Here is a 9171-nt window from a genome sequence, read left to right as displayed (position 1 = left end):
GCTGCTGACGAATCGCGTCGCGTACTTCCTGGTGCGAGAATTCCGTGCAGCCGCAGACCGGCTTGCGGTTCGACGCTGCTGGCGTATAGGCGCCGCCGATGGTCGCCGACAGAATCTGTTCGCAGAGTCCGGCGCACGAGCCGCAGGACGAAGCGGCCTTGGTGTGCTTCTTGATGTCGTCCAGGGTGAACAAGCCGTTTTCCTTGATCGACTTGACGATGGTCCCCTTGCTGACACCGTTGCAGCCGCACACTTCGGCGCTGTCGGCCATCGCCGCCGCCTTGCTGTGGCCCTGATGGCCGACGTCGCCGACGTGCGACTGACCAAACAGCAGGTGGTCGCGGATCTCGTGGATGTCCTGGCCATCGCGCAGCATCTGGTAGTACCAGGGGCCGTCGGCGGTGTCGCCGTAAAGCACGCCGCCGACCAGCTTGTTGTCCTGGATTACTAGTTTCTTGTACACGCCGCCGGCGGCGTCGTTGAGGATGATCTCCTCGGTGTCCTTGCCGCCGAAGAAGTCGCCGGCGGAAAACAGGTCGATGCCGGTGACCTTGAGTTTGGTCGAGGTCACCGAACCGGTATAGCGGCCGATGCCGTAGTTGCCGAGATGGTTGGCGGCGACCTTGCCCTGCTCGAACAGCGGCGCCACCAGGCCGTAAGCGATGCCGCGGTGGGCGACGCACTCACCGACCGCGTACACCTTCGGATCGTAGGTCTGCATGGTGTCATTGACCACGATGCCGCGGTTGCAGTAGATGCCTGCCGACTCGGCCAGGGCGATGTTCGGGCGGATGCCGATGGCCATCACCACCAGCTCGGCCGGCAGCTGCAGGCCGTCCTTGAGGCGCACCGCGGCGACGCGGCCGCTCTCGCCGGCGACCAACATCTCGGTCTGCTTGCCGAGCAGGAACTTCAGGCCGCGCTCTTCCAGCGACTTCTGCAGCATCCGGCCGGCGGTTTCGTCGAGCTGACGTTCGAGCAGCCAGTCGGCGAGGTGCACCACGGTCACGTCCATGCCGCGCAACTTCAGACCGTTGGCCGCCTCGAGGCCGAGCAGGCCGCCGCCGATGACCACCGCGTGCCGATAGCGGCGAGCGGCGTCGATCATGTTGTCGGTATCGGCGATGTCGCGGTAGGAGATCACTCCGGGCAGCTCGTTGCCCGGAATCGGCAGCATGAACGGATTGGAACCGGTGGCCAGCAGCAGGCGGTCATAGGCTTCCTCGGTGCCATCCTCGGCGATCACCCGCCGCTTGATGCGGTCGATGCGGCTCACCTTCTTGCCCAGGTGCAGGGTGATGCCGTTGTCCGCGTACCACTGATGATCGTTGAGGATGATGTCCTGGATGGTCATCTCGCCGGCGAGCACCGGCGAAAGCAGGATGCGGTTGTAGTTCGGGTGCGGTTCGGCACCGAAAACGGCGATCTCGTACTGATCGGGGGCGATCTTCAGCAACTCCTCGAGCGTGCGCACGCCCGCCATGCCGTTGCCGACCATCACCAGTTTCTTCTTGCTCATTTTCGCAGCTCCATTCGATGCGTCTTGATGGAGCTCTCAAAGCAATCGGCATGCCAGCAGTGATGCGCCTTGATTCTGCTGGATTTTCGCCCGCGGCCGCGCAGCACCAATGATGCGGCGCACAATTTCGGGGCGCGAGCGAGTGTGCTGGTGCAAGATTTGGTGCGGCGAGTTGCTGCCCGGCCGGTGTCGGCGCGGCATTTCCCCTGCTGGCGTGTTTTCCCGTTGCCTGCGTTGCGACCACCGATGGTCGGCGCTGAAGACAGCGGTGCGGCGAGGCCAACGTTCCAGAGCGTCAGCAGCCTCCGCAATTCCTCCCGGATTTCTCCCTCGCGCTTACCAGATCGCTTTCCAGAATGGCGTCCATTGATGGCCACTAGCGCCATCTCCAACCACCGGAGAATTCGATGGAAACACCCTTGCCGGGGTCTCGGCGACTCAGGGCGTTGGTCCTGAACGCGAACGGCTACACCTTCGATACCCGAACGGGCAGGAGTTACAGCGTCAATCCGTCCGGCCAGGTCGCGTTGCTGATCATGCAGGACGGGAAATCGCGGACAGCGGTAATCAATGCGCTGGTCGAGCTTTGCCAGCAGCCGAGGGCCGTTGTCGAGGCAGGGGTCGACGATTTCCTCGATCAGCTGACGAGGTGCGTATCGTGATCCGCCAAGCCGATCAGCCGCATTGGACGAGCTGGAATATCGCGCTCACCGGCATCAACGCCAAGCCCGACAACCCCGGCCCGGGCTGTGCCGTGGCGCGCTGCCTGCGGCAGGCGGCGGGCTTTCACGGCCGCATCATCGGCCTCGCCTACGAGACGCTTGACGCCGGCCTCTATCTGCGGGAAAGCTGCGACAGCGGTCACTTGCTACCGTATCCGGCGACCGGCGCGGCGGCACTTCTCGAGAGACTCGACGAAATCCTGCAGCACGACCCGGTCGACGCTCTGCTGCCCTGTCTCGACGCCGAACTGCCCAACTTCATTGCCGTCGAAGACGAGCTCAAGCGGCGTGGCATTCGCCTCGTGTTGCCGCAGCGGGCGCAATTGCGCCGCCGCGACAAGGATCGCCTGCCAGCGCTGTGCGCAGCGGCCGGCGTCGCCACGCCCGACGTGCAGTGTCTTGTCGACGAGCGATTCTTCGACCACTGTGGCGCCGACGGCTGGGACTACCCGCTGCTGGTCAAAGGCGTTTTTTACGACGCGTATGTGGTGTATTCGGCGTCGGAAGCTCGCCAGCGTTACCGGCAGATAGTCGCCACCTGGGGCTACCCGGTGCTGGTCCAGAAGTTCGTCCATGGCGAGGAAGTCAACCTGACGGCGCTTGGCGACGGCAGTGGCGCGATGATCGGCGAAGTGATGATGAAGAAACAGGCGCTTACCGACAAGGGCAAGGCCTGGGCCGGCGTCACCATCGACGACCCGGACCTGCACGCGGCCGGACGGCGCTTGTTCGACGCCCTCAAGTGGCGCGGGCCGCTCGAAATCGAGATGCTCCGCGACCGGGCCGGCAGTCTGCAGCTGATCGAGATCAACCCGCGCTTTCCGGCCTGGATCTATCTTGCGCACGGCGTTGGCCGCAATCTGCCAGCGGCGCTGCTGGCCTTGATGCACGGCGTCAAACCGTCGCAGCTCAACCTGGCGCCGCCGCGCCCGGGCACGAGCTTCATCCGTCACGCGCAGGAAACGATCGTCGCCCTCGATGAAATCGCCACCCTCGCGATGAGTGGCAGCACGGCGCATCCGCAGGTGCTCGCCAGCCGCGCCGCCTGAACCCCGCAAGGAGAAAAGAATGACCAAAATGACCTGGCAAGCCCCGCGCATAGAATCCATGACGCTGCCATCGCTGAACAGGTTTGGCCGGCGCCGGCTGGCTGCCGACGTGCAGTCGGCAATCGACGGCGTGTCGGTCGAAACGCTGGTCGAGCGCTACGGCTCGCCACTCTACGTCACCTCTGAGTCGCGTCTGCGCGCCAACGTCCGGCGTATCACGCAGGCTTTTGCCAGTCGTTATCCGAAGGTGATTCATGGCTGGTCCTACAAGACCAATTACAACGGCGCCGTCTGTTCGATCCTCCACGAGGAAGGCTCGTGGGCCGAAGTGGTGTCGCGCTTCGAGTACGAAAAGGCGCGCGCCCTTGGCGTGCCGGGCGACCGCATCGTGTTCAACGGCCCGAACAAGCCGCGTCCGATTCTCGAACGGGCGATCGCTGAGCGGGCCTTGATCCACGTCGATCACGCCGACGAACTGGCGTTGATCGAAACCATCGCCGAAGAACGCCGCGAGCGCGTTCCGCTAACGCTGCGCCTCAATTTCAAAACCGGTTACAGCGAGCCCTGGAGTCGCTTCGGCTTCAATCTCGAGTCTGGCGCGGCGCGCGCGGCCATCAAGCGGGTAAAGGGCAGCCGGCACTTGCGCCTCAACGGCCTGCATAGTCACATCGGCACCTTCATCCTCGACCCGCGCGCCTATGCCGCCGCAGCGAGCACGCTCTGCGTGCTGGCCCGGGAGATCGAGGCCGACGGCACGCGCCTGAGCTATATCGATATTGGCGGTGGCCTGCCGTCCAATAACGCCCTGCAGGGCATCTATCTGCCGCCCGAGCAATCCACGCCGGATCTCGATGAATATGCCGAGGCGATCTGCAGGGCCTTCCTGGACGGAGCGGCGTACCGACTCGACAACGGCGAAGAACGTCCGGCGCTGGTTTTTGAAAGCGGCAGGGCGGTGATCGACGACGCGCAGAGCTTGATCACTTCGGTGGTCGGCCGCAAGGAAACCGCCGATGGTCGCCCGGCCGCTATCCTCGACGCCGGTCTGAACGCCCTGTTTACAGCGCTGTGGTACGACCACCCGGTGCGACTCGCTTCGCCGGCGCGCGGCGAGGTGCGCGACACCGTGCTCTACGGCCCGCTGTGCATGAACATCGATGTGCTGCGGCACTCGGTGCAACTGCCGCCACTGGCCGTCGGCGATCAGCTGGTGATCGCGCCGGTCGGCGCCTACAACACCACCCAGTCGATGCAGTTCATCGAATACCGTCCGGCCGTGGTGCTGATCCACGGTGACCGCGAGGTGAGCCTGATCCGGGCGGCGGAGGACCTCGAGGTGGTCTGCGCCCAGGAACGGCTGCCGGCACACCTGGCGTCGGCAGCGTCGCCAACAGCGGCAGCTGTCGTCGCCTTGCGCGCGGCTGGAGGATGAGATGAAGGTCCTGATCGACGGCCTGCACAGCTTGCTGGATGCCTATGGCGCGCTGTTCCTGGCGCGACGGCGCCTGGTCGGTGCGCTGCTCCTGGCGGCCACGCTGTGTGATCCGGCAACCGGTCTCTGCGGCCTGCTCGCGGGCGTCAGTGCACTGCTGACGCGCGCCTTGCTGCGTTTGCCGAGCCTGCCTGGCGAGGCCGAGATCCTCAACGCCATCTACGCCGGTCTTGCCCTGGGCGCCTTCTACGGTGGCCAGCCGCGGACTCTTGCGCTGGCCGCATTCGGCGGCCTGTTGGCGGTGCCGCTGGCGACCGCGCTGCGGCAGATGCTCGCCGGCCCGTACGGGGCGCGCGGCTTGCCGCTGCTCGGTGCACCATTTCTGGTCACCGCCTGGACCTTGCTCGCGGTGGCCAAGACCATCGCCCTGCCGCTGCGCACGCTGTGGCCCGCCTGGCCGGTCTTTCCCGACTGGCTGCCGGCGGCCAGCGCAACGGCGCTGGCGCAGGTCGGCGCGCTGTTTTTTGTGGCGCATCCGCTGGCCGGCGTGCTGGTCCTCGCCGCTGTACTCCTGACCTCGCCGCTCCTGGCTCTGCTGGCAATCGCTGGCGGCTTGTTGGCGAGCGGCGTGCTGTCGCTGGCCAGCAGCTCGCCGACCTCGGGCCTGGCCTTGCTGGGAGTCTTCAACGGCGCTCTGGTGGCGATCTTTGTCGGAGGCACGCTGGCCGTGCCAAGCAGGCGTACCTTGATCCTTGCGGCCGGCGCCGTGCTGGTCGCCAGCGCGCTGTCGGCCGGCATGTTCGCGCTGTCGATGGCGCTCGGCGTGCCGCCCCTGTCGGCGCCATTCGTGCTCACCGTGTGGCTGGCCAGCGCGGCCTTGCGCGCCGAGAGTAGCACCTTCTGGTCACGCTTCTGGCTGTCGGTGCCGGCGTCGCCCGAAGACAGCATGGTCAACGCACGCCTGGCCAGCGCGCGCGGGCTGGCCTGCGGCAGCGTTGCTCTGCTAGCCCCGTACGCTGGCCGCATGGCGGTGTCGCAGGCGGTCGACGGTCCGCATACGCATCGCGGCGAATGGCGCTATGCCCTCGATTTCGTTCGTCTCGTCGACGGCCAGAGCTATCGCCGCGACGGCGCCAAGTTGAACGATTTCCATGCTTTCGACCAGCCGGTGCTGTCGCCGGCCGACGGCTACGTGGTGGCGTGTCGCGGCGATATTGCCGACAACCGGCCCGGTGAAATGAATCTGGTCGAAAACTGGGGAAACCACGTCTTGATCGACATCGGCAGTGGCCTGCATGTGTTGCTGGCGCATCTGCGTCGCGGCAGTATCAGGGTCGAGCCGGGGCGCCGCGTCGCGCCGGGTGCGCTGCTTGGTCGCTGTGGAAATTCGGGTCGCTCGGCACAGCCGCACCTGCATTTGCACGTCCAGCGCGGGCCCCGGCTGGGTTCGCCAACGGTACCGTTTCATCTCGCACACTGCCTGATAGACGGCCGCGAATACGCGCTCGATGGCCACCCGCAAGAGGGTCAGTCGGTCGAGGCGGTGCTCAATGCCCCGTCGCTAGCGGCGGCCTGTGCCCCCAGGCCAGGCCGCGAATGGTTGTTCGAGGAGCGGGGGAGCAAGTGGCGGCTGGCCGCCGAAGTCGGTTTGCTGGGTGAAACCAGCCTGCTCTCTTCCGGCGGTGGCCGCGTGCAGGCCAGCAGCGCGCGCAGCCTGCTGGCTCTGCATCAGCGGCGGGGTCCGCCGGACCGGCTGCTGGATGCCTTCGTCCTGGCTTTCGGGATGACGCCGTTTGCTGCCCAAGCGCTGCAGTGGTGTGACGCGCCGGACGCCTCGCTGTTGCCACTACCGCTATCGCTGCGGCTGGCGCGGCGCTTGCGCCATCCGTTTGGCGCCAATCTCGAAAGCGATTGCGAGCGCAGCTGGGACCCTGCTCGTCGCCTCTGGTGTCAGCGTTCGCGTCACCGGCTGACGACTGCCTTTGGCGTGGTCGATGGCGAGAGCATCGGCTGGCTGTCCGAATCGCGCGGCCCGCTGGCGTTCTCGCTGGTGGTTGACGGCCAGACGATCGTCGACGCGGCGCTTGTCGGCTACGGCAATCGTGGCGATCATGGCGTTCCGGCCTGGTCGGCCGCCTACCCGCAAACATCGCCGTCATGATCCGCCTGACCATTCAACGCAAGGTCTTCCTCGCCAGCTTCGCTCTGGCCACGGCTATGGCCGTGCTCCTCACCCTGGTCATGCGCTGGAATCTCGGCGACGGTTTCGCGCGCTACACGAGTGCCGCCGAGTTGGCGGGCCTCGACGGCATGGTCAGCCACATCGAGGCCGAATACGCCAGGCACGGCAACTGGGACTTCGTGCGCGCGGCACCCGAGCAGAGCTGGCGGCGTTTGTCGCGCCCGAATTCGGGGAACGCTGCGGAGCCTGCGGGTGGCTTTTCGCCCGGCTTGCCGCCGCCGTCCTTCGGGCCAGGGCCAGGCGCCGCCCGTCCGCCCTGGGGTGAGCGGCCGCTACCGCCCGACGTTGACAGGCGGCCAGCGGGCGAAGCAAACGGCGCTGCGACCCTGCTGCAAGGCTCGTCCGGCAGATCGCCGCCGGGCGACATCCTGCGCCTTGGCCGGCGTCTTGCGCTGATCGACGCCGACGGCCAGTGGCTGGCGGGTAAGGCCCTGGCGAGCGGCGTCGGTGCCGCAACGCCGATTGTCTACCAGGGCACGGTCGTCGGTCAGCTGACCCTGCAGGCCGTGCCGTCGTCGGGACGCGCACTCGATGCGGCCTTCCTGGCCAGCCAGACCGAGAACATGCTCTTCGCCGGACTGGCGGCGCTGGGCTTCTCGCTGCTCGCCGCCTGGCTGCTGGCACGGCATCTGCTGGCGCCGATTGGTGATCTGGAACGAGCGGCGCGGCAGATCGCCGACGGCTCGCTGGATGCACGCATTGACGTGCGCAGCGAAGACGAGCTCGGTCAGCTGGCCGCCAATTTCAATGCCATGGCCGTGCGACTGGGCCGCGTCGAGGAATCGCGCCGGGCCTGGATCGCCGAGAGCTCGCATGAACTGCGGACGCCGCTGGCCGTCCTGCGCGCCGAGATCGAGGCGATGCAGGACGGCGTGCGCCGGCCCGACGCGGCGACGCTGGCGCGGCTGCACAAGCAGGTGCTGCAGCTCGCGAAGCTGGTCGACGACCTCCGGCTGACACTCGATCGCGAAGCCGGTGAGGGAGAAACGGAGCAGCGTCTGCTGCTGCCGGTGGCGATACTCGAAGAGACCGTCGCCGCGTTTCGCGAGCGCTACCTTGCGGCCAATATCCGGCTCGACACCGCGCGCCTGGTCGATCTCGGCTGGTGGGTGCGGGGCGACGCCGGGCGCCTGACGCAGGTTTTCGCGAATCTGCTCGAGAACAGCTTGCGCTATACCGACGCCGGTGGACAGCTGGCGATTGCCGCGCAAGCCAGCAAACAACAGCTGCTGCTGGACTTTGACGACTCCGCGCCAGGGCCGCCGGCCGCCGCGCTGCCGCGACTGTTCGAGCGCTTCTTTCGCGCGGAAGCCTCGCGCAGCCGGGCTTTCGGCGGTTCCGGCCTCGGCCTGGCGATTTGCAAGACCCTGGTCGAGGCACACGGTGGTCGGATCAGCGCGACGCCATCGAAGCTTGGCGGCCTGCACATCCGCGTCGAATTACCCCTGGAGAAAGCATGAGTAAAGAGATTCTGATCGTCGAGGACGAGGTCGACCTGGCCCAGATCCTCGCCGAGTACCTGCAGCGCGACGGTTTCGCAACGACCACCATGGCCGACGGCCTGTCGGCCATGGCGTTTCTTCGGCGAACGCCGCCCGACCTGCTGTTGCTCGACCTGATGCTGCCCGGCATGGACGGCATTTCGATCCTGCGCGAGTTGCGCAAGACCTCGGACTTGCCGGTGATCATGGTCACTGCCCGCGTCGACGAAATCGACCGCCTGCTCGGTCTCGAACTCGGCGCCGACGACTACGTCTGCAAACCCTACTCGCCACGCGAAGTGGTGGCCCGCGTCAAGACCGTCCTGCGTCGCACGCAGCCGACCGCGGGCGTCACCACCAGCGCGAAAATCGGCGGCGCGGCGCTGGAAATAGACGCTGACGCCTTGCAGGCGCGCGTCGCCGGCAAGAGCCTCGAACTGACGCCCAAGGAATTCCGGCTGCTGCGGGCGCTGGCCGGCAAACCGGGGCGCGTCTTCTCGCGTGCGCAACTTCTCGACGCGCTCTACGACGATCATCTCGAGGTCTCGGAACGCGCCATCGACAGTCACCTGAAGAACCTTCGCAAAAAACTTGTCCAGGCTTTCCCCGGTGAGGAGCCGATCCGTTCGATCTACGGGGTCGGTTTCGCTTTCGAGTCGTGACATCGACGTTTAATGTGAAAGTCGCGTACGCGACTCACGAATTTCCCTTCTCCCCAGCGCGGGA

8 protein-coding genes are annotated in these 9171 nt (G+C 66.4%); 6 read left to right on the top strand and 2 right to left on the bottom strand.

The annotated features are described in order from the left end of the window. Together RUW20_RS10185 and RUW20_RS10180 are read right to left on the bottom strand one after the other, a co-directional pair. Positions 1-1519, bottom strand: a 1519-nt coding sequence (locus tag RUW20_RS10185) for an FAD-dependent oxidoreductase (RefSeq protein ID WP_313952095.1), incomplete at its 3' end; no start/stop codon positions are given. Then, on the bottom strand, positions 1516-1896 hold the full coding sequence (locus RUW20_RS10180) for a hypothetical protein (RefSeq protein WP_313952094.1): 381 nt from the start codon (positions 1894-1896) through the stop codon (positions 1516-1518). The genes RUW20_RS10185 and RUW20_RS10180, both read right to left, overlap by 4 nt. Positions 1897-1926: 30 nt before the next feature. On the opposite strand from RUW20_RS10180, the gene RUW20_RS10175 reads away from it, so the two are divergent. From RUW20_RS10175 to RUW20_RS10150, 6 genes are read left to right on the top strand one after another with little or no spacing between them, the layout of a single operon-like run. Continuing rightward, on the top strand, positions 1927-2181 hold the full coding sequence (locus RUW20_RS10175) for a PqqD family protein (RefSeq protein WP_313952093.1): 255 nt from the start codon (positions 1927-1929) through the stop codon (positions 2179-2181). Next, positions 2178-3290 (top strand): ATP-grasp domain-containing protein, encoded by a 1113-nt coding sequence (locus RUW20_RS10170; protein WP_313952092.1) that lies wholly within the window; start codon positions 2178-2180, stop codon positions 3288-3290. Before RUW20_RS10175 ends, RUW20_RS10170 begins: the two co-directional genes overlap by 4 nt. Before the next feature lie 19 nt (positions 3291-3309). Then, a complete protein-coding gene (locus RUW20_RS10165; protein WP_313952091.1) occupies positions 3310-4722 on the top strand; it encodes an alanine racemase in 1413 nt (470 codons plus the stop codon). A 1-nt stretch (position 4723) separates the two neighbouring features. Next, complete coding sequence (locus tag RUW20_RS10160) at positions 4724-6883, top strand: urea transporter (RefSeq protein ID WP_313952090.1); 2160 nt, start codon at positions 4724-4726, stop codon at positions 6881-6883. Continuing rightward, complete coding sequence (locus tag RUW20_RS10155; RefSeq protein WP_313952089.1) at positions 6880-8424, top strand: ATP-binding protein; 1545 nt, start codon at positions 6880-6882, stop codon at positions 8422-8424. The genes RUW20_RS10160 and RUW20_RS10155 overlap by 4 nt, the downstream gene beginning before the upstream one ends. After that, positions 8421-9107 (top strand): response regulator, encoded by a 687-nt coding sequence (locus RUW20_RS10150; RefSeq protein ID WP_313952088.1) that lies wholly within the window; start codon positions 8421-8423, stop codon positions 9105-9107. Before RUW20_RS10155 ends, RUW20_RS10150 begins: the two co-directional genes overlap by 4 nt. Positions 9108-9171 lie beyond the last annotated feature (64 nt).

Origin of the sequence: Accumulibacter sp., assembly GCF_032229525.1 — a bacterium.
Taxonomy (GTDB): Bacteria; Pseudomonadota; Gammaproteobacteria; order Burkholderiales; family Rhodocyclaceae; genus Accumulibacter.
This window is presented reverse-complemented; position numbering and strand designations above follow the sequence as displayed.

Excerpts from the sequence above, each read along its gene's own strand:
- RUW20_RS10175 (WP_313952093.1), top strand. The coding sequence starts at position 1,927 with ATGGAAACACCCTTGCCGGGGTCTCGGCGACTCAGGGCGTTGGTCCTG.
- RUW20_RS10165 (WP_313952091.1), top strand. The coding sequence starts at position 3,310 with ATGACCAAAATGACCTGGCAAGCCCCGCGCATAGAATCCATGACGCTG.
- RUW20_RS10160 (WP_313952090.1), top strand. The coding sequence starts at position 4,724 with ATGAAGGTCCTGATCGACGGCCTGCACAGCTTGCTGGATGCCTATGGC.
- RUW20_RS10155 (WP_313952089.1), top strand. The coding sequence starts at position 6,880 with ATGATCCGCCTGACCATTCAACGCAAGGTCTTCCTCGCCAGCTTCGCT.
- RUW20_RS10150 (WP_313952088.1), top strand. The coding sequence starts at position 8,421 with ATGAGTAAAGAGATTCTGATCGTCGAGGACGAGGTCGACCTGGCCCAG.